The organism is Rhizobium sp. S163, from assembly GCF_030380805.1.
GTDB lineage: Bacteria > Pseudomonadota > Alphaproteobacteria > Rhizobiales > Rhizobiaceae > Rhizobium.
In genome coordinates, this window is the sequence record NZ_JAUDSA010000012.1 from 391,825 (window position 1) to 416,937 (window position 25,113).

Here is a 25,113-nt window from a genome sequence, read left to right on the forward strand (position 1 = left end):
TCGTTTGGCCGGGTGCCCTATTCGCCCGGCATGTCAGCGATGTTAGTCATCCCTCAAAAACCGACTCCCAATGTCGGCTTCCGCAACCGTAGTGAGCAGAGAATTAACAATTTCCTAATTTTGACCAAAAGGAATTAGTGAACACTAAATCAACCATGACAGGCGCTCACTACCGTATCCGTTCGACACATCATTTAGCACACGACAATAATTAATGCTCTGAAAAATTGTGTTTTATTAAGAGTTGATTAACCATGTTAGCAAAGACTGAACGTACTCAGACGACAGTTTCGTATTGCTAAAGCGCGTTCTGATTGCCGAATTTACGCCCCGCAATTGCATATCCGTAGACACGAGCTACCTGCGGCTTAGTCGTATACGGAACAGGTTCGAGGAATGAATGGAATGAAACTCCCAGTCTTTCTAGTGGTTTCCGTCAGTCTGATTGCGACAGGATGCACTGTTACCCCGAAACCACTGCCCCCAGAAGCGCATGCCAGCTTCGGGAAGGAGAGACTTGCCCTTGCCACCGCCAATCAGGAGCCCATTTCAGACAGGGTAGACTTGTACGAAGCCATGGCGAGAGCCCTCAAATACAATCTTGACACGAAGGTTGAGGTTATGCAGGCAGCGCTAAAATTGCGGGAGGCGGATCTGGTGAGCTATTCCGCACTGCCTAAGATTGTAGCCGGCGCAGGGTATGCCGGCCGCAGCGAAGCGGATCCGACCGAGGCCTCTACCCGCGATGATAGTATTGTTACAGCCGACCTAACATCCTCCTGGAACATCCTGGATTTCGGCCTCTCCTATGTGCGCGCCAAGCAGGCGACCGACGAAGTGCTGGTTCAGGACGAAATGAAGCGGCGGATGGTCAACAAGGTGATCGAGGATGTCCGCACGGCCTATTGGCGCGCGGTGAGCTACCAGCGTCTCGTTGGCCGCATGCGCGCGCTGGAAGGCCGCGTCGCCCGCGCGCTCAAGGACACCCGCAATCTTTCGTCCAACGGCGAAACGTCGCCGCTGGTGGCACTGACCTACGAGCGCGAACTGATCGAGGTCAAGCGAGAGGTGGAGCTGCTGGAAGGCGAGCTGCTGGTCGCCAAGACGCAGCTTTCCGCGCTGATGAACGTGAAGCCCGGCACGGAATTCACGCTCGAGGTTCCCAAGCGCCGCGATACGCAGCTGAAGATCAGCTATACCTCGCAGGAAATGTTCGATATCGCCGCGACCAACCGCCCGGAGATGCGCGAGATTTCCTACCGGCTGCGGATCAACGAGCGCGAAGTGGATGCGGCGCTGCTCGACCTGCTGCCCGGCATCAATCTCTACGCCGGTCCGAACTACGATTCCAACGACTATATCGCCACCAACGACTGGGTGTCGTGGGGCGCCAAGGTCAGCTTCAATCTGATGAAGCTCGCGACACTGCCGGCGGTCAACAAGAAGATCGAGGCCGAAAAGCAGATGCTGGATACGCGGTCGCTTTCGGTCGCGATGGCAGTGATGACGCAGGTCCATATCAGCCGCGCCCGTTACGCCCACCTGAAGCACTCCTATTCGACGGCAGCCGCTCTTTCGAATGTCTCACACCGGATCCTCACACAGGTGCGCACCGAGACGGACGCGCAGAAGACCAGCGAACAGATGCTGATCCGTGAGGAGATGAACGCGCTGCTGGCCGATGCGAAGCTCGATATGGCCTATGCCGACCTGCAGAACGCCTATGCGAACATCTACGCTTCCCTGGGCATAGATCCGTTCCCGCAGACGCTGCGCACCACCCAACCCGTGAAGGAAATGGCTGGCGAGTTGCGTGATATGTGGCTGGAGCGCGGTGAATTGAAGACAGACCTCGTTGCGGCCAAATAACCGCCGGCATGGGAGACCGTGATGAAGCGCATAGCGGCATCCGTTCTGATGATACAGCTCTTGGCAGGTGGCGCAACTTACGCCGCCGGCAATGATGCGGCGGATGCCACGGCATCGCTGGAAGGGCTGCGCGGCATCGTCCGCGCCGCCGATGAAGCCTCGATATCGAGCGACCTCGGCTTTGCCATCGCCACACTGCCCTTCAAGGAAGGCGAAAGCTTCAACAAGGGCGACATCCTCGCCACTTTCGAATGCGGAGATATCCAGGCCCAGCTCAAATCCGCCGAAGCGGCGCTGGCGGCCGCGCAGATCGCCGTTGCCAACGACGAACGGCTGGCGCGCTCGAATGCGGCCGGCAAATTCGAGGTCGACATATCGCGCGCCAAGGCCAACCAAGCCGCAGGCGAGGCCGATGCTTATCGCAGCAAGCTTGGGCGCTGCACGATAAGGGCACCCTTTGACGGCCGGATCGGCGCCATGCCCTCCCACGCGCATGAAACGCCGGAACCGAGCCGTCCGATCATGCATATCGTCGCCAGCAACGACCTGCTGGTCGACGTGCTGGTGCCTTCGCTCTGGCTGCGCTGGCTGCGGGAAGGCGAAGAATTTTCGTTAAGCGTCGACGAGACGGCCAAGACCCTGCCGGTCGATATTATCCGCATCGGCGCGACCGTCGATCCGGTCAGCCAGACGGTGAAGGTGACCGGGCGTTTTTCCGGCCAGGCCACCGGCGTCCTGCCGGGGATGAGCGGCCCCACAGTGTTCAAAATCCCGAGTGAGTAGGCATACGCAGATGCAAGGTGTCGAAAAGCCAGCCAGCGATCCCATCAAGCTTCAGCCACCGGCAGCGGCCGCCGCCCAGCACGCCTACGAACTGTTGCTCAGGATTGAAGCTGACGCACGCCGTGCAGACAGCGTTGGCGAACTGCGCTTCCTCATCGCCAACGAGACGATGAAGCTCACCAAGGCCAGGCAGATCTTCGTGCTGTCGGTATCCAAGGGCGTCTTCAAGGTCGAGACGGTGTCCTCGATCGGCGCGGTGGATCGAAACGCGCCGCGCATCCGCTTCGTGGAGGGCGTGATCAGGCAGCTGTCGCGCGAGGCAGGGCTGGCGAAGATCAAGGCCTTCACCCTCCCCGCCTATTGCCCACCCGGCGAGATCGAGCAGGATAGCTATCCCTTCCCCTTTATGGCCTGGGTGCCGTTTCAACTGCGCGACGGCCATATTTTCGCGGGTATGCTGCTGGCGCGAGAAACGCCATGGCCGGAGGCGGATCTACTGCTGGCCGAAAGACTGGCCGAGACCTATTCCCACGCGTGGCGGGCGCTGAGCGGACCAAGACGCTTGAAGCACAATCTGCCGATCAAGCCGCTGATCGGAACCGCCGCTGTGCTGGCCATCGCCGCGATGTTCATCCCGGTGCACATGACGGTGCTGGCGCCGAGCGAGGTGGTTCCCGTGGCGCCGGAGATCGTCGCGGCACCGCTCGATGGTGCGATCGAGGAGATCCTCGTCAATCCGAACGCGACCGTCGTCAAGGGACAGCCTCTCTTCAGGCTTGCCGACACAGCCCTTCGAAACGAGCTGCGCGTCGCTGAACAGGACGTGAAGGTGGCGCAGGCGAAGCTGATGCAGATCAGCCAGCGCGCGATCGCCGACCCGGAAGCGCGGCGCGATCTAGCGGTCACTCGAAGCGAGTTGAGTGTCGCCTCGGCCAAGCGCGATTACGCGTCCGACATGCTGGCGCGAACCAACGTCAAGGCTGAGACCGACGGCGTGGTCATCTTCACCGACAAGCGCGACTGGATCGGTCGGCCGGTATCGATCGGCGAGCGCGTGATGGAAGTGGCCGACCCCAAGCGCGTCCAACTGCGCATCGACGTGCCGGTGGCTGATGCCATCGCGGTCGAGAACGGCGCTGCTGTCAGCGCCTTTCTGGATGCCGACCCGCTACATCCGGTCGCGGCGAAAACGCTGTCCTCATCCTTCGATCCGCAGATGATTGAAGGCAACATTCTGGCCTATCGCATCTATGCCGGATTTGACGCCGTGCCGGAGCGCGGTTTGCGTCTCGGTATTCGCGGGACGTCGCAGATCTTCGGCGAGAAGGTGCCGCTGGCCTATTATCTGTTCCGGCGGCCGATTGCCGCGATCAGGCAGCGGCTGGGTCTATGAGCGTATCACCGTCGCCCGATCTCCGGCTGCCGCCTTTGCGTGAGGATCTGCAGATCGTACGCGGCGGTACCAGCCTATCCGGCGAGCCGGTCTGGATTGTGCTCGATCCGGTCCGCAATCGCTTCTTCCGCATCACATTCGAGATGTTCCAGCTGCTGACGCTCTGGAATTTCGCCCGCTCGCTGCGCGGTCTCACCCAGGCGGTGCAAGCACAGTTCGGGCGGCTTCCCGAGCAGGAAGAGATCTATGCCGCGATGCGGATGCTGGAGACGAGCTTCTTCGTGACCGAACCAGCCTCCGCGACCTGGCGCGCGCTTCATGCCAGCGCGACACGCCGCCATTCGCTCTTCATGCGGCTGATCCACAATTACCTCTTCTTCCGCATTCCGCTGGTCAGGCCGGACCGCTTCATCCGAAAGACCGCGCCTTACATTACGGGGCTCTTCAGCCCGACCTTCCATGCTTTCACCATATGCGCAGCCATTCTCGGGCTCTATCTGGTGTCCCGCCAATGGGATGCGTTCACCGGGACATTTCCCTATATTTTCACGCTTGAGGGCATCGTGGTCTCGGTGATCTCGGTTGGCTTCATCAAATCGATGCACGAATTGGGCCACGCCTATGTCGCGCATCGCCATGGCTGCCGCGTTCCCACCATGGGTATCGCCTTCATGGTGCTGGTGCCGCTGCTCTACACCGACGTCAGTGATGCGTGGCGGCTGAAGTCGCGCTTCGATCGGCTGAAGATCGATACGGCCGGCGTGCTGACCGAGATGCATATCGCCGTCTTCGCGCTGCTTCTATGGGTGTTTCTCCCCGACGGCCCATTTCGATCCGCGGCCTTCGTTCTTGCGGCGACCGGCTGGGTGCTGAGCCTGATCGTCAACCTCAATCCGTTCATGCGCTTCGACGGCTATTACATCTTCGCCGATCTCCTCGGTGTCGAAAACCTGCAGCCCCGCGCCTTCCGGCATCTACGTTGGCGGATCCGCCATCTCTTGTTCAACACCGGCGAGGAACGGCCCGATCGCTTCGGTCCGAAGCTCGACGTGATCGTGACGCTCTATGCGATCGCCACGACGATCTACCGGCTGTTTCTCTATTTCGGCATCGCGCTCCTCGTCTATCACTTCACAATCAAGATCGTGGGCGTGATGCTGTTTGCCGTCGAGATCGGCTTTTTCATCCTTCGGCCGATCCTGTCCGAACTCAGGGAGTGGTGGACCATGCGCCATGACATTGTCACGAGCAGACGCAGCTATCTTTCGCTGGCGATCCTTCTTGCGATTATCGCATTGCTCTCGCTGCCGATCTTCAAGAGCGTGTCGGCCCCGGCGGCGCTTTATCCCAACGAGTTCACGCGGCTTTTCCCGATGGAACCGGGAAAGATCGAGGCAATCGGGATCAAGCGCGGCGATGTCGTGAAGAAGAACGACGTGCTGTTTTCAATCGTCCGCCCCGAGCTTCAGCAGGAGCTTCGCACCACCGAGATCGAAGCCGAACTGACACGCTACCGCTTGGCGCGCGTGCTGGCCGATCCGCAAAACCTCGTCGATCGTGGCATCCTCCAATCGCAACTGGCCGCGCTCGAGGCCAAGCGTGATGGGCTGGCGCGCCGGCAGGCATCGCTCATCGTTCGCGCACCGTTCGATGGCACCGTGATCGACATCGATCCGCAGGTCCATCTCGGCCGTTGGATCAGCCGGAAGGACCAGCTCGCGACCATCGCCGGCGCATCCGGCATGGCGGCGCGCGGCTTTTTGTCCGGCGGCGACCGTGGCCGCCTCGACGTCGGCGCCACCGGCCACTTCATCCCTGACGATCTCACGCAGTCTTCACTACCGGTGCGGCTCACCTCAATCGCCTCGGCGGGCGCCTCCGAGATCGATATTCCGCAGCTGACATCCGAGTATCATGGCGAGATCGCAGTCCACCCGCAGAACGCCCATGAACGTCTGCGCCTCAGCCCTGTTTCGGCACAGTATGCGATTACCGCCGAGGTCTCCGGAAAGGCTTTCTCGGAGACCGTCCGAGGCGTGGTTGTATTGAACGGCAAAGGCGAAAGTATTGCCGGCCGCGTCTGGCGTCAGGTTGTAAAAGTTCTGGTCCGCGAGGCCGGCGCGTGAGGTTTTCGTAATAACTGTGAAACCATTGCGGGCGTCAGCGCTTTATATCACAAACCGGTGATAGTATTCCGGGTGATCAAAAGCGGAAAGGATGCGCAATGCGCCTGTTCAGGACGCGGACAACTCATCGTCACTCCATTTGGAAGCGCGACACGACCGGTCGGGCCTATGCCAGCCACGGCAGGTTCCGGTTGACGATCAATGGCGCCAATGAAAATTGGTTCTATCGCGTGTCCGACATGAACGGCGAGCTGCCCTCCGTCGACAGCAACCCCTTTACCAGCGAAGATGAAACGATGAAGGCCGCGCAGGCCGAGCTTGAGGACACGGCCGCCGAGCTACCGCTGCCGCCGGAATACTGATCTCGATATCAGAAAGGCAGGCGAGACGGCTTTAGCCGGTCGTGCCGGTCACAAGCCTTGCAATCGCCTCGGTGCTTCCCGGCTGCCCGAGCCAGATCATGGCCAGTCGATCACCGGTCTGCTTCGCCAGATACATATAATTATCCGCACGCTTCACGAAGGAAGCCGCGTCATCCTCTGGCTGCAGGAGCGTGACGCCCATAGCGGCCCCCAGTTCGACAACCACACCTTCGACGGCAATCGGCTTGAAGATGCGATCCACCGCGTCCCTGAGCGTGAGTTCCACGTCGTTCAGATGCGAGGAATCGACCTCTAGAAGAACGACGAACTCGTCGCCGCCGATGCGCGCGATGAAATCGTTGGCGCGGAAGCTGTCGCGGAAGCGGCTGGCTATGATCCTCAGCACCTCGTCGCCGGCGGCGTGTCCCATCGTGTCGTTCACAGCCTTGAAGCCGTTGAAATCGATGAAGGCCAATGCCAGCAGTTTGTCGGTTTGGTCGCGCCGTTCCAGATGCTCGGCCAGAACTTCGTCGAAACAGGCGCGATTGGGCAGGCCCGACAGCGCATCGGTACGCGCCGAAGCGCGGAGCGCAAGCTCGATTTCGTGCTGATGGCGAACACGCGCGGAGACGTCGAGGATGACTTCGACATCGAAGGACACGCCATCGATGACGGTGCGCTGCGCGGAGATCAGCGTCGGCAGGATCGTTCCGTCGGCATGACGGATATCGACTTCCTCCAGCACATAACCGCCGTCTTCGGCGAGCATGCGATGGCGCCGATCGCGCGCCGGGCTGCTGATCGCGGCACCCTCAGCGATCAGCGTTCTGCCGCTGATATCCTCCCATTTCAGGCCTGTAAGCCTGAGATAGGCGTCGTTTACCTTCAGATAGCTGGATGTCTCGGTGTCGCTGGTCGACACGGCCATGGCAATCGGTGCGAACTCGAACATTCGCATCAATATCGAAGTCAGGATCTCTGGTGGAAGTATCTCTTCGTCGGCCATACACGTGATCGCAACAAGTATGGCTGGTTGTGTAACAGACGAAAGTTAAGCTCTTCTGACTTAAAACGCTAATTTACCAAACGCATGACGAGAGCGAATTCTCAGGTTCCGCGCGCGATAAAATCGGAGCCGCCGCTTTGCAACCGGTGTGATTACACCTATCTTGCGTCATCATCGTCAACGAACAAGGGCTCCTGTGTTTCTCGAAATTGGAATTGTGGTCTTGCTCACCATCCTGAATGGTGTGCTCGCCATGTCGGAATTGGCTGTCGTGTCTTCCAGGCCCGCCCGCCTCAAAGTTCTCGCCGATCACGGAAGCAGAGGAGCCGCACAAGCCATAAAACTTGCCGAGAACCCTGGCAGGTTCCTGTCGACCGTGCAGATCGGCATCACGCTCGTCGGCGTTCTCTCCGGCGCCTTCTCGGGCGCCACGCTCGGTAGCCGCCTGACGGCCTGGCTGCAGCTTCAGGGCATGTCGCCGACTGTGGCCGATGCCGTCGGCGTCGGCACCGTGGTCATCGCCATCACCTACCTTTCGTTGATTGTCGGCGAACTGGTGCCGAAGCAGATCGCGCTGCGGGAACCTGAAGCGGTGGCCGCAAAGGTCGCGCCCGCCATGGCGGTCCTGTCGAAGATGGCGCTGCCGCTCGTCTGGCTGCTCGATGCTTCCGGCAAACTCGTGCTGAAGCTGCTCGGTCAGTCCGGCAAGGGCGGCGACAATGTCTCCGACGAGGAAATCAAGACGGTGCTCGCCGAGGCGCAATCCGCGGGCGTGATCGAGAGCGAGGAATCCGCCATGATTTCAGGCGTGATGCGGCTTGCCGACCGCACGGCGCGCGCGCTGATGACGCCGCGACGCGACGTCGAGATCATCGACGTGGACGACAGCCTGGAGGAGATCCGCGCCCAGCTGCACAACACCAAGCGTTCGCGCCTGCCGGTCAGAAAGGGCAGCTCGGACGAAGTGTTGGGCGTGCTGGCCGTCAAGGATTTCTACGACGCCATGTCCGTTCAGGGCACCGCCGACCTGAAGGCGATCACGCAGGACGTGCCGATCGTCTCCGACCTTTCCAACGCCATCAGCGTCATCCAGGCGATCCGGACGTCGCCCGTGCACATGGTGCTTGTCTTCGACGAGTACGGACACTTCGAAGGCGTCATTTCTTCCGGCGACATCATGGAAGCAATCATGGGCGCGCTGCAGGATGGCCCGATCGACGAACAGGCGATCGCGCGCCGCGACGACGGCTCCTATCTGGTCTCGGGCTGGACGCCGATCGACGAGTTCGCGGAATTCATGAGCCTGAAGCTTGGCGACGATCTCGAATACCAGACCGTCGCGGGTCTCGTTCTCGAGGAGCTGAAGCACCTTCCGGTGCTTGGCGAAAGCTTTACCAAGGATGGCTGGCGTTTCGAGGTCATCGACCTCGACGGGCGACGGATCGACAAGATCCTGGTCAGTTCGCTGGACACGCGCCAAATGGCCGACGTCGAGTAATCACTTCGGAAGACATGTCGCGAGCGGTACCCGGACAGGATATCCGCTCGCGGCGCAATAGCTATCAGCGCTTCATGTCAGGGCAGACATAGGGCACCTTGGCGACACTGTAGCGGTGCTCGACCGTATCCTTCCCGGCCTTCACGCTGAGCGTCAGCTGGCTCGGCGACACCGATTTCACCTTCGCGGTGATTTTGGCGCCATCCTCATCCCAGGTAACGGTATCGTGAGAGCTGCGGCTCCATTTGCGTAGCGCATATGTTTCCCAGCAGGAATCCATCAGCAGGCTGCCATCGGCCATGAACACCATCATCACGCCGGGAAGACCGGATTGCGATTTGGTCTCGATCCACGCCCGGCCGACAAGCGGGTCAGCGGCCGGCGTCTGAGCCGCCGCAATCGGCGCCACCATCGTTGCCATCGTTCCCGCCGCAATTGCCAAGATCTTGTATAGATTATTCAATTCTCGCTCCTCCATTCTGGAATCATGTCCCAAGAGATAAGGATCGAAGCGACAGGATTGTGACCGCCGCGCGCTTTTCTTGCGGCCATGTCGCTTTGCGGGACGCTCGACAAACGGCCGCCCGGCTGCGCGCGCCTTCCCCAACTTCCGCGCCGCGCCCGGTCCCTGAAGGCCGAAGCAGCGAGGCCGCGCACGGTCCAACTGTCCCGATAATCCATTCCTCATAAACGATACGTTAGGGATCTGTTGACCATAATCGACTGCAAAGCGACCTCGCCGATCGCAAGAATCCGGCTCTCGCACCCGATCAACAATGACGGAAGTCGTGTTCGTGTACCATGCAGTCTTTTCCGTTCCCGTGACCATGCTGGCCCTGGCTGTGTCGCTTGCCGCGCACCGAATGGTGATGATCGCCCTGGTCATATTCGCGGCCATGGCCGGCGCAACGCAGGCAGCCGCCGACGACCGCGCGCTAAAACTCTATTTCACCCACACGGGAGAGCGGGCGACCATCGTCTTCAAGCGCAACGGCAAGTTCGATCCGAAGGGCCTGGCGCAGATCAACCGCTTCCTGCGCGACTGGCGCCGCAACGAGCCGACCAAGATGGATCCACGCCTGCTCGATCTGGTTTGGGAAGTGTACCAGCGCAGCGGCGCCAAGGAACCCATTCACGTCGTATCCGCCTACCGCTCTCCGGCCACGAACAACATGCTGCGCACCCGCTCGCGGGTGACAGGTGTCGCCAAGAAGAGTCAGCACATGCTTGGCAAGGCGATGGACTTCTATATTCCCGGCGTGAAGCTCGCCACCTTGCGCGGCCTTGCCATGCAGATGCAGGTGGGCGGCGTCGGCTATTATCCAACCTCCGGCTCGCCTTTCGTGCATCTCGATGTCGGCAATGTTCGCGCCTGGCCGCGCATGTCGCGGCTGGAATTGGCACGGCTCTTCCCAAGCGGCCGCACGCTACATCTGCCGGCCGATGGCCGAGCCTTGCCCGGCTATGAGCTGGCGCTCGCCGACCAGAAGAAGCGCAACCGCCCTGTGGCAATCGAGACCATCCGTACGCCGGAAAGCGATGACGACGAAGGCGCTCCGGCACCCTCCCGCGCTCTCGTAACCGCGATGCTGCCGGTGCCGCAGACACGCGCCGAACGCGGCCTCGAGCTTCAGCTTGCCCGGCCGACGCCGCGCGCCGACAACACAGATAGCAAGGTTCCCGACCTCGCCTCCCTCACCGTGCCACTGCCGACCTTCAGGCCGACGCTGGATGAAACCACCACGGCAAGCGTTCCCACGCCCGCCGCTCCCGTCCTGCTCGCCACCGCCGTCACCGGCAAGGGATCGGCGGGGCAGCTTCTCTTTGCCCTCCACGCAGGCGGCTCGCTTGCCGGCGGGGCGGCAAAGCGTTCTGATATGACCGCGGTCGCTCCTCGGGAACCGCAGGTCGTATCGGCAGGCGTCGGCGCCATGTCCGGCAAGGCGCTGGTCGCTTGGGCCTTGCAGCCACCGGGTATGAAGATCGAGATGACCGCACCGCGGCCATCAGGCATGCGCCTGACGACGCTCGAAGATGTCGGTCCTGCGATCGACAGCGACACCGACGAATTTGCCGAAGAGGAATTCGATGAGGACCGCTTCGCCCTGGACGGCTAGCGGCGAGCCCTCAGCGGTTCCCACCACCACTCAGTATTGCGTGAAATCGCCGGTTTCCGATTGCAGCAGCGTCAGCGGATAGCGGGCCGGATGGTGCACAAGCGCCGTCATGTTGACCGGGCGGTTGCGGTCGTCGAAGGCGATCTGGTCGACCGTCAGCACTGCCGCCGGCGGCGCCAGCTGCAGCAAGCGCGCCTCGTCCTCGCCCGCCAGACGGGCACTCAGTGTCGTTTGGCCACGTTTCGGAAATATGCCGTAGCGCTGGCGCAGCTCTTCATATAGCGAGCGGTTGGCGATACCCCAATCGAGGTCGAGCAGCCCCGGCACGCGCCCGGCCGGAATCCAGTCAGTCTGTATCACCGCCGGAATATTGTCGAGCAGGCGCAGGCGCGATAGCACCACGACCTCGGCGCCGGGGGCGAGGAAGAGCGGTCTGCTGACTTCGAGCGGCGCCCGCACGAGGCTTGCCTCGATCAGCTGGTGACCCGGCGCACGGCCATTGGCCAGCGCGATGCTGGTGAAGCTCTTCAGCACCTGCAGCTCGAAGCCGCCGCCGCGTTCCGTGACATAGAGCCCTTTGCCGGGCTGGCTATGCACCACGCCCTGCTGGATGAGTTCACGCACCGCGTGGCGAATGGTGATCCGGCTCACATCATAGAGATCGACGAGTTCGCGCTCGGAGGGCAGCTTGCCGCGCAGCGGCAGACGCCCGTCGCTGATTGCCGCCAGCAGTGCCTCGTACACCTGCTTGTGCAGCGGCCGCGGGTCGTCGCGATCGATGACGCCGCGTGTTGCGATCAATGTGTCCTCGGTTTCGAGCGTCTTCAAATTCGATTTTCCCTGGGCTTTGGCCGCCTCTTCCAATGTCATCTTCAACGCAATTCTCTCGAAAGTCCATATTGACATAACTGGTCATAACCAGTCCTATTGATTGCAAGGAGCCAGAAGAGCCCCGACGATGCCGTGCACTATCACAATCAAGGGAACCCACCATGCTTAAGAAGAGCCTTGCCGCCCTCGCGTTCTCCGCCGCCCTCTGGAGCGGAACGGCCCACGCTGAGACGATTTCCGTATTTTGCGCGCCGACGGAATTCGAGCTGTGCACCAATGTCGCCAATGCCTGGAAGGAGAAGACGGGCAATGAAGCGAAGATCAACAAGATGCCAGCGCTGCTCGATGACGCCATTCCGATCTATCAGCAGCTGATCGCGGCGAAGTCGACCGATATCGACGTGCTGTTCCTCGACGTCATCTGGCTCGGCATGTTCAAGAACGGCCTTCTCGACCTGAAGACCGTCATCCCCCAGGCCGATCAGGACAAGCACTTCACCTCTACGCTTAACGCCGCCAAGCTGGACGGCAATCTGGTCGCCATGCCTGCCTACATGGACGTCGGGCTGATGTTCTACCGCAAGGATCTGCTCGAAAAATACGGCAAGCAGCCGCCGAAGACTTGGGATGAGCTGGCCGCCACGGCCAAGGAAATCCAGGACAAGGAGCGCGCCGACGGCAAGGGCGACATGTGGGGTTACGCCTGGCAGGCCAAGAGCTATGAAGGCCTAACCTGCGACGCGATCGAGCTCGTTGCATCGAACGGCGGCGGCACGATCATCTCCGACGACGGCAAGGTGACGATCGACAACCCGAAGGCTGCCGAAGCGATCGAAAAGGCAAAGGGCTGGATCGGCTCGATCAGCCCCGAGGGTACGCTGAACTACGACGAGGAAGCTTCGCGCGCCGTCTTCGAATCCGGCAACGCTGTGTTCCACCGCAACTGGCCCTATGTCTGGGGCACGTCGCACAAGGAAGGCAGCGCCGTTGTCGACAAGGTCGGCGTCATGCCGCTGCCCGTCGGCACGGAAGGCCAGAAGTCGAGCGGATGCCTCGGCCCGATGTATTATGGCGTCTCCAAGTACAGCTCCAAGCCTGACGTCGCGGCAGATTTCGTGAACTTCATCACCGGCCCCGACCTGCAGAAGAAGCGCGCGCTGCAGGATGCGGTCAATCCCTCCATCCCGGCGCTCTACACCGACCCCGACGTTCTGGCGAAGATCCCCTTCCTTAAGGACAACCAGCAAGCCTTCGCCGATAGCGCGGTGCGGCCCTCGGGCTATACCGGCACCAGCTACAACCGCGTGTCGCAGGCCTTTTATCGCTCCGTCCACGACATGCTGTCTGGTGGTGGCGATATCAAGTCCGGCCTGACCTCGCTCGCCGGGCGACTGGAAAAGCTCAAAGAAAGCCGTTGAGCCTCGATCGAACGTACAGGGGCAGGCCGGCGATCGGTCTGCCCTGGTCTCGCGCATCGCACACCGCCACCAGCAAGGGGGCGAGCCCTTTATCGTGATCAAGTCCGGGTGAAAAATGGCATCGGTTTCGCTTGAATCCGTTTCGAAGAATTTTGGGACGCACACCGTCATTCAAGGCGTCGACCTCAGGATCAACGACGGCGAGTTCGTCGTCTTCGTCGGCCCTTCCGGCTGCGGCAAGTCAACGCTTCTGCGCATCGTCGCGGGCCTTGTCGCCGCATCCAAGGGTGTCGTGACGATCGGCGGCGAGGACGTGACCGATGTTCCGGCCTCGAGACGCGGCGTCGCCTTCGTCTTCCAGTCCTATGCGCTCTATCCGCATATGAGCGTCGCCCGCAACATCGGCTTCGCGTTGGAAACGCTGGGCATGGCCAAGGACGCCATCAGCCAGAAGGTCTCATCGGTTGCGCGCATGCTCAAGGTCGACCACCTGATGGATCGCCGACCGCGCGAACTCTCCGGCGGCCAGCGCCAGCGCGTGGCGATCGGCCGGGCGCTGGTGCGCCAGCCCGAGATCTTCCTGTTCGACGAGCCGCTGTCCAACCTCGATTCCGATCTTCGAATGGAAATGCGCATGGAGATCGCCAAGCTCCATGACGACCTGAAGACGACGATGATCTACGTCACCCACGATCAATCGGAAGCGATGACGCTCGCCGACCGGATCGTCGTCCTGAACCACGGCCGCATTGAGCAGGTGGGAACGCCGCAGGAACTCTACCACGCCCCTGACAATCGCTTCGTTGCAAGCTTCATCGGCAGCCCCCGGATGAACTTCCTGGCCGTCTCGCCGAAGACAGGCGCGGATGCGGGCACGATCGTCGGCCCCGGCAATCTCTCGATCGCCATGGTCGCCAACAATCCCTCGGGCCCAATCGCCGAGATCGGCATCCGGCCTGAGGGACTGCGGCTTGTTGGCGCGAATGAAGGCCGGATCACCTGCACGCTGGAACGCGTCGAAGACCTAGGCCACGAGCATTTCGCCTATTGCCGGATCACCGACGACACCGTCTGGGTCATCCGCGTCGCGAAGGCGCCTGCGCATGATCTCATCGGTCAGCCTGTCGGCCTGGATTTCGCTGACGCCGCCGTCTTCGCCTTTACGGCCGACGGCAAGCGCGTTCTGCTCAGCCAGCCGGCCGGTGGACAGGCACAGGTGAGCCAGCCATGAGCGCCAAACTTGCCCGCCGCGATTTCCGGGCCGCATGGCTGTTTCTGGTTCCCGTCATCGCCGTTATCCTATTGGTCGCCGTCTGGCCGCTGAGCCGGACCTTCTTCTTCTCCTTCACCAACGCCTATCTCGACGACCCCTCCGTCTACTCCATGGTCGGTCTCGACAACTTCATGGAGGTCATCAACGACCACAGCTGGTGGGTTGCGGTGAAGAACACGCTCGTGTTCACCGTCATCTCGGTCGCAATCGAGACCGCCCTCGGGCTTGCGATCGCCTTGTTGCTCAACGAGATGATCCCGGGCCGCGGCCTGGCGCGCGCCGCCATTCTGGTGCCATGGGCCATTCCTGTCGTCGTCGCCACCAAGATCTGGGAATGGATGCTCAACGACCAGTTCGGCGTCATCAACAAGATCCTCACGGGGCTCGGCGTGGTCGATCACGGTATTGCCTGGACGGCCAGCAGCTCGCTGATCATGGGCGTCGTCATTTTCATCGACGTGTGGATGACCACGCCTTTCATGGTGCTGCTCATCCTCGCCGGTCTTCAGCTAATATCGCCGGAGATCTTCGAGGCCGCCGAAGTAGACGGCATCCCTGCCTGGAAGCGCTTCTGGTCGATCACCCTTCCGATGCTGCGCCCGGCGATCGGCGTCGCCGTCCTCTTCCGTGTTCTCGACGCGCTCAGAATGTTCGACCTTGCCTATGTCCTCGCGGCCAGCAACGAGAACGTGATGACCGTATCGATCTATGCCCGCGACCGGCTGATCAGCTTCCAGGAACTCGGCGTCGGCTCGGCAGCGTCGACCTGGGTCTTCCTGCTCGTCGCGCTTGTCGCAATCATCATCATCGGGGTTCTTCGCCTCGACAAAGCGGCGGGGACCTGATCGATGGCCAATGCAATCGCACAAAAGGCACTGCGCAAGCCCGCCGGCTACTATCGAATGAGACGGCGCGTCGTGCGCGGCCTGCAGATTTTCGCCCTGCTGCTCGTGCTCGTCTATACGCTGTTCCCATATTATTGGGCCTTCGTCTCCTCGACGAAGCAGGGTGCGGCACTCTATCGCTCGGCCCTGATGCCGGCGCTGGATTTCACCTATTACCGGCAACTGATCGACAACCCGGTCTTCATGGGGTCGCTGCTCAACTCGGCCTATGTCGCGATATCGACGACCTTCCTGTCGCTGATCATTGGGCTGTCGGCCGCCTACGCGCTCGGCCGCATCGAGTTTCCGCAGCGACGCGCGATCCTGATGATCGTCCTGATGATCTCGATCTTCCCGCAGGTGGTCGTGCTCTCGGGCATGTTCGAGCTGATCAACTGGCTCGGGCTCTTCAATCGCCCGAGCGCGCTGATCCTCACTTATCTCCTGTCGACGGTGCCCTTCACGACGTGGATTCTCACCACCTTCATCCGCGAGTTCCCACGAGAACTGGAAGAGGCTGCCATCATCGACGGCTGCTCGCACTTCCGCATCCTGATGAAGGTGCTGCTGCCGCTGATGGGGCCGTCGCTGGCCAGCACCGGCATTCTCGCCTTTATCCTCGCCTGGAACGAGTTCCTGTTCGCGCTGACATTCACGCTGACCGACGAGAACCGCACCGTGCCGGTGGCGATCGGCCTGATCGCGGGCACAAGCCGCTACGAGTACCCGTTCGGGCAGATCATGGCAGCCTCGATCACCGTTACCCTCCCCCTCATCGCCGTCGTGCTTATCTTCCAGCGGCGGATCGTGGCGGGCCTGACCGCCGGCGCCGTCAAAGGCTGACAGATACAAGGATCAAGACCATGGACATGCTTGTGAAGCTCTACGAGCTGAAGCGCGACCCAGCACTCGACAGCCGCATGACGTCGCAAGGGGTCACCGTCCGCCGCGTGCTGGTGCCGGAACTACCGGCGCTGACATCGTGGATCGAACCGCGCTTCGGCGCCGGTTGGGCGGCCGAGGCGACCGCCGCTGTCATGCGCCAGCCGACCACCTGCTTCATCGCCATTCAGGCGGGAGAACTGATCGGGTTTGCCTGCCACGAGGCGACAGCCAAGGGGTTCTTCGGCCCCACCGGCGTCGATCAGCCGGCCCGAGGCAAGGGTGTCGGCCACGCCCTGCTTCTGGAAACGCTGCTCGACATGCATGCGCAGGGCTATCCCTATGGCGTGATCGGCGGCGCCGGGCCCATGGATTTCTACAGCAAGAGCGTCGGCGCGATCCCGATCGAGGGCTCCGAACCGGGTATTTATCGGGGCATGCTGTCGCTAGCCCACCCGAGCGAAATCTCCTCATAGAGGACACGATTTCGGACGCATCACCGCCGTATTTCAGCCTTTGATTTCAAAAATACCTGTCATGCCGGCGTGGCGCTGCTTCGCCGGTACAGCAGGCGTTGTGGCCTGTTTCGACAGTGCCGGCGACCGGTGTGTCTGTCACAAAAATTGATTTTAAGATGGACAATTTTTGTATATCGCCCTATATACGCAGCTAAGAAGCACAATGCTCCGTCGAAAAGGACAGTATCAAAGTTCGAATACGTGACCTTTTGTCATATCGGATAGATATTTTCGATATATTATATTTTTCCTCGGACGAATTTGACTTATAAAATGTCTATTTGTCTCAGCAACACAACGGATAATACATCCTGATCCAGAAGACATTCTGCAGATCGTGGACGTATGCGAATAAAGGAGAATGCCTGGCCTCTCGAGCTCGGCGCCAAGATTATATGAATGCTGCAACTGAAACAGACGCGCCGACATCATCGGCTTCGACCAAGATCAGTCTCAACAACATCTACAAAGTTTTCGGCGAACACCCGAAGAAAGCCCTCGCGCTACTGCGCGCCGGCAAGTCAAAATCCGAGATCCATGCAGCAACGGGCTGCTCGATCGGCGTCAACGACGCCAGTTTCGATATTCGCGCCGGCGAGATCTTCGTCATCATGGGCCTGTCGGGCTCCGGCAAATCAACACTACTGCGCCTCCTCAATCGGCTGATCGAACCCACATCCGGCTCAATCAAGATCGATGGCCGCGATATCACCGACATGTCGCGCAGCGAGCTGATCGCGCTTCGCCGCCGCGATATCAGCATGGTCTTCCAGTCCTTCGCGCTGCTTCCCAACCGCACCGTTCTCAGCAACGCCGCCTTCGGCCTCGAGGTTGCCGGCGTCGGCGAGGCCGAGCGTCGCGAGAAGGCATTGGCCGCGCTGAAGGCCGTTGGCCTCGAAGGCTATGCGGACAGTCGCCCGGATCAGCTTTCCGGTGGCATGAAACAGCGCGTCGGTCTTGCCCGCGCACTTGCCAGCGAACCCACCATTCTTCTGATGGACGAGGCATTCTCTGCGCTCGACCCGCTGATCCGCACCGAAATGCAGGACGAACTCGTTCGCCTGCAGTCCGAGCACAGCCGCACCATCGTCTTCGTCAGCCACGATCTCGACGAGGCGATGCGGATCGGCGATCGCATCTGCATCATGCAGAACGGCAATGTCGTGCAGATCGGCACGCCGGACGAGATCGTCACCAAGCCGGCCAACGACTACGTCCGCTCTTTCTTCCGCAACGTCGATGTCGCGCATGTCTTCAAGGCAGGCGATGTCGCCCGCAAGTCGCAGGTCACTATCATCGAGCGCGAAGGGGTTTCGGCTGCGGCAGCACTTGAGCGGATGAAGAACTACGATCGCGAGTACGCAATCATCCTCGGTCGCGACAAGACCTATCACGGCATGATCAGCCAGACCTCGCTGATCGAGAAGATCAGGGCGAAGACGGCCGATCCCTATCGCGGCGCCTTCCTGCCCGAGATCGAGGCCATTCCGGCCGACGAACCGCTGTCGAACGTTCTTGGCAAGGTGGCAGCCAGCCCCTGGCCGGTTCCCGTCATCGACGGCGGCAAGCGCTATCTCGGCTCCATCAGCAAATCCGCGCTGCTCGAAACGCTCGACCGCGCCGGCTGATCACAAACACATCGGATAAATCATGAACTTCGATATCGGAAACGGCATCGACGCTGCCGTCAATTATGTGCTCGACAACTTTTCACCCGTGCTTGATTTCATCGCGGCCACGATCGGCTTCGTGACGTCAGGCATCCAGAACGCCCTGCTCGCGATCCCCATGCCGGTTGGCATCGCGATCTTCGTGATCCTCTCGCTCTGGCGCGTCGGCATCGGCTTTGCGGTGTTCACCGCGCTCGGCCTGCTGCTCGTCAACCACATCGAGCTCTGGGGTCCGATGATGGAGACCTTGTCGCTGGTCATCGCCGCGACGCTGATCGCCATGCTCATCGGCCTGCCGCTCGGCATCGCTATGGCCCGCAAGGATTCCGTCGCAGCCTTCGTGCGTCCGGTCCTCGATCTGATGCAGACCATGCCTGCCTTCGTCTACCTGATCCCGGCCGCCATGTTCTTCGGCCTCGGCGCCGTCCCCGGTGCGATCGCGACGGTCATCTTCTCGATGCCGCCGGTAGTTCGCCTGACCAATCTCGGCATTCGCCAGGTGGATGGCGAGTTCATCGAGGCGGGCAATGCCTTCGGCTGCACGGCGACCCAGCTTCTGTTCAAGGTGCAGCTTCCGAACGCCCTGCCCTCGATCATGGCGGGCATCAACCAGACGATCATGCTGTCGCTGTCGATGGTCGTGATCGCCTCGATGATCGGCGCAGGCGGCATCGGCAACACGGTTCTGACCGGCATCCAGCGCCTCGACGTCGGCACCGGTTTCGAGGGCGGCATCGCCGTCGTCATTCTAGCGGTCATCCTCGACCGCATCACCCAGAGCCTTGGCAAGCCGCGCGCCGCATTCTGGCAGGGCCTGTTCAGCAAGAGCGAAGGCGAAAAGCTGAAGCCGGCGACGGCCTGATCTCTAGCAACTCATCATGGTGGGCAGCGCCTGCCAAATGCGAACCTTCACAAAGGAGCACTCATGTTCAAAACACTCGCAACCCTCGGCCTTGCCGCCGCTCTCGTCAGCGGCGCGGTCACCTCGACCATGGCGCAAGATGCCAAGCCGGTGAAGATAGGTTGGGCCGCCTGGTCCGACGCCGAATTCGTCACCAAGCTTGCCGCTAAGCTGATCGAGACGAAGCTCAACCAGAAGGTGGAGCTCGTACAGGCTGATGTCGCGCCGCTCTACCAGGGTGTCGCGCGCGGCGACCTCGACACGATGATGATGGCCTGGCTGCCGCAGACGCATGCCGACTACTATGCCAAGGTCAAGGACAAGGTCGAGACGCTCGGCACGGTCTATGACGGCGCCAAGCTCGGCTGGGTGGTTCCCGACTACATTCCAGCCGACCAGATCGGCTCGATCGAGGACCTGAAGAAGGAAGACGTGCAGAAGAAGCTCTCTGGCACCATCCAGGGCATCGATCCGGGCGCCGGCCTCACGCGTCTCTCGGAAAAGGCCGTGAAGGATTACGGGCTCGACGGCTACAAGCTGCAGATCTCCAGCGAGGCCGGCATGCTGACTACGGTTGACCGCGCGATGCGGGGCGAGAAATGGTTCGTAGCCACCGCCTGGAGCCCGCACTGGATGTTCGGCAAGCACAAGCTTCGCTATCTCGATGACCCGAAGAAGTCGCTTGGCGAAGCAGAACATGTCGACATTCTCGCCCGCAAGGACTTCAAGTCCGACAACCCCAAGGTTGCTGCCTTCCTGTCGCGCATGAATCTGTCAATCCCCGATCTCGAAGCGGCGATGTTTGCCGCGCAGGAAACGTCCTACGACAAAGCCGTGGATAAATATATCCAGGACCATCCCGACCAGGTGAAGAGCTGGATCGGCGACGAAGGCTGACCGGATTATCGCGCCCGGCCCGATTTTCGGCGGGGCGCGACCCTTCGACCGAACAGGAGCGATGAATGTATATCGACCGCCTGCAACCGACCGACGCCGAAGACGACACGATGGGTGGGCGCATGTCGCTCGCCCGCGACGCGGTGAAACTCTCCATTGAAGCCGCCGCGAGAAGCCTCGGCATCACGCCCGACATCTGGGCATCGTGGGAAAACGACCGCGCGGCGCCCGCTGCCGGCAATCTGGAAACGATCGCCGATACGCTTGAGGTCAGCCTCGCATGGCTGCTGCGCGGCCATGGGGCGGGACCGACATGGCCGGTTGCGAACGACAACGCTCAACAGCCGAGCTGAACGGAAAGCCGCTGTGCGGCCGACCGATCACTACACACAAAGACAAGGAAATGACAATGGATACGAAAGCGATCACCGCTGAACTGGCACAGCATGTCCCTGTTACCTCCACGCTGGAGAACGTCATCGAGGATGTCGCCCCAACCGATCTCGGGGATATGCATACGCTATACTCCGACATGGGCTGGCTGATTGCCGAGCGTTTTTCGACGCTTGAGGACAAGCAGCGGGTGTTCGAGCTGATTGAGCTCGGCATGCGCAATGGCGATGGAAGACTGAAGGATGCCGTCTCCACCGGACTTATCGAGGCGATGATTTCACGCACGGGCGCCCAGCCGGCGCGATGGCGCCAGATATTGGCCGAGCTCGGCCCGCTCTCGTCCGCCTACGTTAGGCAGTAATCAGACAGACAAGCCGGCTGGCCGCGCGATTTTCAACGCACGGCTCGCGGTTTGGGTTTGCGTGGGGGCGCCGACCTGTCATACGAAGACCCGCAAGCAAAGAGACACAGGACCCTCCCCATCATGCCAAACTCCCTCATGCCCGTTTTTGACGGCCACAACGACGTGTTGCTCCGGCTGCAGCATTCGGGCATCGCGCAACCGGCCAAGGCGTTTATCGAGGGAGAGGCGACTGGGCATATCGATCTTCCCAAGGCGCGCGCCGGCGGCCTGGCCGGAGGGCTTTGCGCGATCTACATCCCCTCGCCCAGCATGGGGAAGGACGCCAATGGCGATTTCCTGACGCCGGCACAGCCGGAATCGCTGAACCGCACCCTCGCGATGGCCCGCATTCTCTTCGACATCGAGGCTCAAAGCGCCGGCGGGCTGAAAGTCTGCCGCACGGCAGCCGATATCCGCCAGTCGATCGAAACCGGCGCCTTCGCGGCCGTGATGCATATTGAGGGTGCCGAAGCGATCGCCGCCGATCTCGATGCGCTCTATGTGCTTCACCAGAGCGGGCTTCGCACGCTCGGACCAGTCTGGAGCCGGCCGAACATTTTTGCTTACGGGGTGCCGTTCCGCTTCCCGTCATCGCCCGACATCGGCCCTGGCTTGACCGACGCTGGCAAGGATTTGATCCGCGCTTGCAACGAGTTGAAGATCATGGTCGATCTCTCGCATATGAATGAGCAAGGCTTCTGGGACATCGCCAAGCTCTCAAGCGCCCCTCTGGTCGCCTCGCATTCCAACGTTCACCACATCAGCCCGCACAGCCGCAACCTGACCGATCGGCAGCTTGACGCCATCCGCGATACGGGCGGGCTTGTGGGCATCAATTTCGGCGTGCTCTTCCTGCGCGACGACGGCACCCGCAACGCCGACACCAGCCTCGACCTCCTGGTCCGCCACGCCGCGTACATCGCCGATCGCATCGGCATCGACCACGTCGCCCTGGGCTCGGATTTCGATGGAACGACGATCCCGGCGACGATCAAGGACGCGACCGGTCTACCTCAGTTGATCGACGCGTTCCGCGCCGGCGGCTTCGATGAGAAGGCCCTGGTCAAGATCACCCACGCGAACTGGATCGATGTGCTCGAGCGCACTTGGGGCGGCTAAGTTACCAGCGGTGGTAATCGCGGCATAAAACGCCGAGAACCATGGGCTACTTGGACACGTGCTCCGGCTTACCCTTGGTCTTCGTGGATGCGAATTCCTCAAGCTGCTTTTCCGTCATGGAATCCACCATCTCGCGGGATGCGCCCTTGAGCTTGCTCTTCGGCGTTTCACCGCGCTTGGCAGACAAAGCTGCGCCGGCTGCCTTTTGTTGCGCTTTCGATTTTGCGGGCATGATCGTCTTCTCCCTTTCACCTTGAACTCACGGCGACACTGAAGGTTCCTGCGACAGAGCGCTCAGTCATTCCAACCGCCGCGATAGACTTTCTGGCCCCCGATCCTTTCCTTTTCGAAAGAGCGATTTATCTAACGCTCTGTGACTAAAAGATTTTTCAACGGAGTGGGATCCAAATGGCAGCATCTATACTGATTGGAATACTGATTACCTTCCTGGTCATCATCCTTGTCTTGTACCTTGTTGCCCGCCTGCCGATCGATGCCAGAGCTAAGCAGATCGTGCAGATCATCGTCATCATCATTGGCATCATTTCGCTTTTGAAATATCTAGCGGTTTTCTAAGGCCAGGGCTCGATCGATGGAGGGATCGCATTGAGCCTGATCCGCGGTAAAAGCACCGAGAAGACGAAGGCCAGCTTTCCGGAGCTGTTCTTCGATCTCGTCTTCGTATTCGCGCTGATCCAGCTGTCGCACACGCTGGTCGAGGACTTCAGTTCGACGACGCTCGCGGAATCGATCTTGTTGATCCTGGCGATCTGGTGGCTGTGGGTCTACACGACCTGGATCACCAACCTGCTCGACACCGACAAGGAAGCGGTGCGCCTGCTACTCTTCGCCCTTATGTTCGGCGGCATCCTACTCGCGATCGCCCTGCCCGAGGCATTCAAGCATCGGGGCACGGCATTCGCGGCGCTCTATTGCGCCATGCAGCTCGTGCGCTCGGTCTTCATGCTCTACGCCTACAAGGGCGTCGACCGGCCCTCTTACCTCACCTTTGTGCGCATCACTGTCTGGGTGATCGCTTCCAGCGTCTTCTGGATAATTGGCGGTTTCGCCAGCCTTGAGGCTCGCGTCGCCTTTTGGGGCGTCGCACTATTGATCGAGTACGTCTCGCCTTTGGCGCGCTACTGGGTGCCTGAACTGGGAGCGTCGCCGCGCGAAACGCTCGACATATCGGGCGAGCATATGGCCGAGCGCTGTGCTCTCTTCGTCATTCTCTGCCTAGGTGAAACCATTCTGACGACGGGCAGGACTGCCGCGGAACACATGCAGTCGAACCTGTCGGTCATGGTTTTCTGCAGCGCGTTTCTGACGACAGGCTTCATGTGGTGGATCTATTTCCACCACGGCCAGCAGAAGGCGGCCGACAAGGCGGAGACGACCTCGGCGCCCGAAACCGTGGCCCATGGTCTTTTCACCTACGGGCACTTGCCGATCGTCGCCGGCATCATCCTCACCGCCGTCGGTGAGGACTTCAGCCTGTCGCATCCCGAAGAGCATAGCAGCCTGAAGACCACGCTCGCCATTCTCGGCGGGCCGGGGCTGTTCTTGATCGGAAATATCTGGCTGAAATTGACAGCCGCGCGTAAGCCGCCGCTCTCTCACATCGCCGGCCTTGCCATCCTGCTGGGGACCCCCGTTGTGCTGCCGATGCAGCAGAATTTCACGATCCAGATGGTGAGCACCGTCACGCTTTTGCTCGTCGCTCTGTGGGAGTATGTGGCGTTGCGAAAGGCGAAAGCCACCACCGCCTGAGCCACGGTGGCTCACTCATTCGCACATCGGCGAACCGTCGCACCCCGGATCGCCGAGATGGCGACCGGGTGCGACAAATCCGAAACTTAATCGGCAGAGCCGATCTTATCCTGCGTCTTCGTGTCGAAGTCGCTGGCGTCGTGACGCTCCCAGAGCTGGCTCGACGGTTCGCCGGAGAGACGGTTGACCATGCGCCCGCGCTGAACAGGCTTGCGCTCGCCGATCAGATCGGCCCAGCGCTGGATATTCTTGTATTCCTGAACCTGCAGGAACTCCGCCGCTTCGTAGATCCAGCCCTTCACCAGCCCGCCATACCAGGGCCACACGGCTATGTCGGCGATGGTGTATTCGGCACCCCCGAGATACTCACTCTCGGCAAGACGGCGATCGAGCACGTCGAGCTGGCGCTTGGTTTCCATCGCGAAGCGATCAATCGCATATTCGATCTTGGTCGGCGCGTAGGCATAGAAGTGGCCGAAGCCACCGCCGAGATAGGGCGCGCTGCCCATCTGCCAGAACAGCCACGAGAAGCATTCGGCGCGCGCCGCCGGCTCCGTCGGCAAGAAGGCCTGAAATTTTTCGGCAAGATAGGTCAGGATTGAACCGGATTCGAAAACGCGGATCGGCTTGGCACCGCTGCGATCAACCAGAGCCGGGATCTTGGAGTTCGGATTTGCCTGAACGAAGCCGCTGCCGAACTGGTCGCCATCGCCGATCCTGATCAGCCAGGCATCATACTCGGCGCCGCTGTGACCGGCGGCGAGAAGCTCCTCGAGCATGATCGTCACCTTGACGCCATTCGGCGTGCCGAGCGAATAGAGCTGCAAAGGATGGCGCCCGATCGGCAGTTCCTTCTCATGCGTCGCGCCTGCGATCGGTCGATTGATGTTGGCGAAACGCCCGCCGCTGTCCTTGTTCCAGGTCCAGATCTTTGGCGGCGTATACTCAGTCGAATTGGCCATGCTTTGTCTCCAGTGGTGGCGTCTTCATGCGATACGCA

General features: G+C 60.9%; 25 protein-coding genes. 20 read left to right on the top strand and 5 right to left on the bottom strand.

Annotated elements, in window-relative coordinates:
• The first annotated feature begins 405 nt into the window (after positions 1-405).
• The 5 genes from QTL96_RS11570 to QTL96_RS11590 all read left to right on the top strand — a co-directional run bounded on the left by QTL96_RS11570 (position 406) and on the right by QTL96_RS11590 (position 6,533).
• The gene (locus QTL96_RS11570) at positions 406-1,869 is read left to right on the top strand and encodes a TolC family protein (protein WP_289727804.1); all 1,464 of its coding nucleotides are present in this window, start codon (positions 406-408) and stop codon (positions 1,867-1,869) included.
• Between the two features lie 21 nt (positions 1,870-1,890).
• The gene (locus QTL96_RS11575; protein WP_112943405.1) at positions 1,891-2,652 is read left to right on the top strand and encodes an efflux RND transporter periplasmic adaptor subunit; all 762 of its coding nucleotides are present in this window, start codon (positions 1,891-1,893) and stop codon (positions 2,650-2,652) included.
• A gap of 10 nt (positions 2,653-2,662) precedes the next feature.
• Positions 2,663-4,045, top strand: coding sequence for an HlyD family efflux transporter periplasmic adaptor subunit (locus QTL96_RS11580; RefSeq protein WP_112943406.1), 1,383 nt, complete (start codon positions 2,663-2,665; stop codon positions 4,043-4,045).
• Entirely contained in the window at positions 4,042-6,171 is a 2,130-nt protein-coding gene (locus QTL96_RS11585; RefSeq protein ID WP_289727805.1) for an HlyD family efflux transporter periplasmic adaptor subunit, read from the top strand. The genes QTL96_RS11580 and QTL96_RS11585 overlap by 4 nt, the downstream gene beginning before the upstream one ends.
• A 98-nt stretch (positions 6,172-6,269) precedes the next feature.
• Positions 6,270-6,533, top strand: coding sequence for a hypothetical protein (locus QTL96_RS11590; protein WP_018896692.1), 264 nt, complete (start codon positions 6,270-6,272; stop codon positions 6,531-6,533).
• Between the two features lie 31 nt (positions 6,534-6,564).
• Here the strand turns inward: QTL96_RS11590 and QTL96_RS11595 are convergent, their stop codons facing one another.
• Positions 6,565-7,485: a GGDEF domain-containing protein gene (locus QTL96_RS11595; RefSeq protein ID WP_112943605.1), complete on the bottom strand. Its 921-nt coding sequence runs from the start codon at positions 7,483-7,485 to the stop codon at positions 6,565-6,567.
• Positions 7,486-7,735: 250 nt separating this feature from the next.
• Here QTL96_RS11595 and QTL96_RS11600 point away from each other — a divergent pair, with 250 nt between their 5' ends.
• The gene (locus QTL96_RS11600; protein WP_289727806.1) at positions 7,736-9,037 is read left to right on the top strand and encodes a hemolysin family protein; all 1,302 of its coding nucleotides are present in this window, start codon (positions 7,736-7,738) and stop codon (positions 9,035-9,037) included.
• A gap of 64 nt (positions 9,038-9,101) precedes the next feature.
• Here QTL96_RS11600 and QTL96_RS11605 read toward each other — a convergent pair whose 3' ends face one another.
• Positions 9,102-9,500: a hypothetical protein gene (locus tag QTL96_RS11605; protein WP_112818959.1), complete on the bottom strand. Its 399-nt coding sequence runs from the start codon at positions 9,498-9,500 to the stop codon at positions 9,102-9,104.
• 325 nt (positions 9,501-9,825) lie between these two features.
• Between QTL96_RS11605 and QTL96_RS11610 the strand changes: the two genes are divergently transcribed.
• A complete protein-coding gene (locus QTL96_RS11610) occupies positions 9,826-11,154 on the top strand; it encodes a DUF882 domain-containing protein (protein ID WP_289727895.1) in 1,329 nt (442 codons plus the stop codon).
• A 30-nt stretch (positions 11,155-11,184) separates the two neighbouring features.
• Here QTL96_RS11610 and QTL96_RS11615 read toward each other — a convergent pair whose 3' ends face one another.
• Positions 11,185-12,024 (bottom strand): GntR family transcriptional regulator, encoded by an 840-nt coding sequence (locus QTL96_RS11615; protein ID WP_289727896.1) that lies wholly within the window; start codon positions 12,022-12,024, stop codon positions 11,185-11,187.
• 122 nt (positions 12,025-12,146) lie between these two features.
• Here QTL96_RS11615 and QTL96_RS11620 point away from each other — a divergent pair, with 122 nt between their 5' ends.
• The 11 genes from QTL96_RS11620 (at position 12,147) to QTL96_RS11670 (ending at position 22,343) form a co-directional block, all read left to right on the top strand.
• Positions 12,147-13,403: an ABC transporter substrate-binding protein gene (locus QTL96_RS11620; RefSeq protein ID WP_289727807.1), complete on the top strand. Its 1,257-nt coding sequence runs from the start codon at positions 12,147-12,149 to the stop codon at positions 13,401-13,403.
• 115 nt (positions 13,404-13,518) lie between these two features.
• Complete coding sequence (locus tag QTL96_RS11625) at positions 13,519-14,634, top strand: ABC transporter ATP-binding protein (RefSeq protein ID WP_289727808.1); 1,116 nt, start codon at positions 13,519-13,521, stop codon at positions 14,632-14,634.
• A complete protein-coding gene (locus tag QTL96_RS11630) occupies positions 14,631-15,521 on the top strand; it encodes a sugar ABC transporter permease (protein ID WP_289727809.1) in 891 nt (296 codons plus the stop codon). The genes QTL96_RS11625 and QTL96_RS11630 overlap by 4 nt, the downstream gene beginning before the upstream one ends.
• A 57-nt stretch (positions 15,522-15,578) precedes the next feature.
• Complete coding sequence (locus tag QTL96_RS11635; protein ID WP_051110755.1) at positions 15,579-16,403, top strand: carbohydrate ABC transporter permease; 825 nt, start codon at positions 15,579-15,581, stop codon at positions 16,401-16,403.
• A 20-nt stretch (positions 16,404-16,423) separates the two neighbouring features.
• A complete protein-coding gene (locus QTL96_RS11640; protein ID WP_289727810.1) occupies positions 16,424-16,918 on the top strand; it encodes a GNAT family N-acetyltransferase in 495 nt (164 codons plus the stop codon).
• A 437-nt stretch (positions 16,919-17,355) separates the two neighbouring features.
• Entirely contained in the window at positions 17,356-18,588 is a 1,233-nt protein-coding gene (gene proV, locus QTL96_RS11645; protein WP_018896681.1) for a glycine betaine/L-proline ABC transporter ATP-binding protein ProV, read from the top strand.
• A gap of 22 nt (positions 18,589-18,610) precedes the next feature.
• Positions 18,611-19,492, top strand: a complete 882-nt coding sequence (locus QTL96_RS11650) for a proline/glycine betaine ABC transporter permease (protein WP_113168266.1) — start codon at positions 18,611-18,613, stop codon at positions 19,490-19,492.
• A 63-nt stretch (positions 19,493-19,555) separates the two neighbouring features.
• A complete protein-coding gene (locus tag QTL96_RS11655; protein WP_112943414.1) occupies positions 19,556-20,428 on the top strand; it encodes a glycine betaine ABC transporter substrate-binding protein in 873 nt (290 codons plus the stop codon).
• A gap of 65 nt (positions 20,429-20,493) precedes the next feature.
• Positions 20,494-20,781, top strand: a complete 288-nt coding sequence (locus tag QTL96_RS11660) for a helix-turn-helix transcriptional regulator (protein ID WP_112943415.1) — start codon at positions 20,494-20,496, stop codon at positions 20,779-20,781.
• 56 nt (positions 20,782-20,837) lie between these two features.
• On the top strand, positions 20,838-21,182 hold the full coding sequence (locus tag QTL96_RS11665) for a hypothetical protein (protein ID WP_113008993.1): 345 nt from the start codon (positions 20,838-20,840) through the stop codon (positions 21,180-21,182).
• 123 nt (positions 21,183-21,305) lie between these two features.
• Positions 21,306-22,343, top strand: coding sequence for a dipeptidase (locus QTL96_RS11670; RefSeq protein WP_289727811.1), 1,038 nt, complete (start codon positions 21,306-21,308; stop codon positions 22,341-22,343).
• A 46-nt stretch (positions 22,344-22,389) separates the two neighbouring features.
• Here QTL96_RS11670 and QTL96_RS11675 read toward each other — a convergent pair whose 3' ends face one another.
• Positions 22,390-22,575, bottom strand: coding sequence for a DUF3008 family protein (locus QTL96_RS11675; protein WP_112818901.1), 186 nt, complete (start codon positions 22,573-22,575; stop codon positions 22,390-22,392).
• A gap of 176 nt (positions 22,576-22,751) precedes the next feature.
• On the opposite strand from QTL96_RS11675, the gene QTL96_RS11680 reads away from it, so the two are divergent.
• Both QTL96_RS11680 and QTL96_RS11685 read left to right on the top strand, forming a co-directional pair.
• Positions 22,752-22,919, top strand: a complete 168-nt coding sequence (locus QTL96_RS11680; RefSeq protein WP_018896674.1) for a Thivi_2564 family membrane protein — start codon at positions 22,752-22,754, stop codon at positions 22,917-22,919.
• Between the two features lie 30 nt (positions 22,920-22,949).
• Complete coding sequence (locus tag QTL96_RS11685; protein ID WP_289727812.1) at positions 22,950-24,113, top strand: low temperature requirement protein A; 1,164 nt, start codon at positions 22,950-22,952, stop codon at positions 24,111-24,113.
• 86 nt (positions 24,114-24,199) lie between these two features.
• Here the strand turns inward: QTL96_RS11685 and yghU are convergent, their stop codons facing one another.
• Positions 24,200-25,075: a glutathione-dependent disulfide-bond oxidoreductase gene (gene yghU, locus QTL96_RS11690; RefSeq protein ID WP_113168270.1), complete on the bottom strand. Its 876-nt coding sequence runs from the start codon at positions 25,073-25,075 to the stop codon at positions 24,200-24,202.
• Positions 25,076-25,113 lie beyond the last annotated feature (38 nt).